The sequence below is a fragment of the Caballeronia glebae genome, assembly GCF_001545035.1.
GTDB lineage: Bacteria > Pseudomonadota > Gammaproteobacteria > Burkholderiales > Burkholderiaceae > Caballeronia > Caballeronia glebae.
The window spans coordinates 1-583 of the sequence record NZ_FCOJ02000191.1; the positions used below are offsets into that span (position 1 = coordinate 1).

A 583-nucleotide genomic window follows, 5' to 3' on the forward strand; every position below is an offset into this window, starting at 1 on the left:
TCGAGCATGGCCTCCGATAACGCGTTGAACGTATCGGGCCGGTTCAGCGTGAGCCGGACGACGCCCTTTACGTCATACGCATCGCGTTCGATCAGAACGAGTTCGCTCATCGCCGTGTTCTCCATCAGACGTCGATCGCTGCGACGGACCCCGCGCGCTTGCGCAACTCGAACTTCTGGATCTTGCCGGTCGATGTCTTCGGCAGCTCGCAGAACTCGATCGCGCGCGGCACCTTGAAGCCGGCGAGATGCTGCTTGCAGTGCGCGATCAACTCTTGCGCGCTCGCCTGCGCGCCATTCTTCAACTCGACGAACGCGCAGGGCGTCTCGCCCCAGCGCGTATCCGGCTTCGCAACGACGGCAACCGCAAGCACCGCCGGATGCCTGTACAGCACGTCCTCGACCTCGATGCTCGAAATGTTCTCGCCACCCGAGATGATGATGTCCTTGCTGCGATCCTTGATGCGCACATAGCCGTCCGGATACGCGACGGCGAGATCGCCCGTATGAAACCAGCCGCCGCGAAACGCTTCTTCCGTGGCCGCCGCGTTCTTCAGATAACCCTTCATCGCGATGTTGCCGCG

At 62.1% G+C, this 583-nt stretch carries 1 protein-coding gene and 1 pseudogene; both read right to left on the reverse strand.

From position 1 onward, the window contains the following. A pseudogene (locus AWB82_RS36885) lies at positions 1-110 on the reverse strand (enoyl-CoA hydratase); the annotation flags it as partial. A gap of 14 nt (positions 111-124) precedes the next feature. Next, positions 125-583, reverse strand: a 459-nt coding sequence (locus AWB82_RS36750; protein ID WP_143757010.1) for an AMP-binding enzyme, incomplete at its 5' end; no start/stop codon positions are given.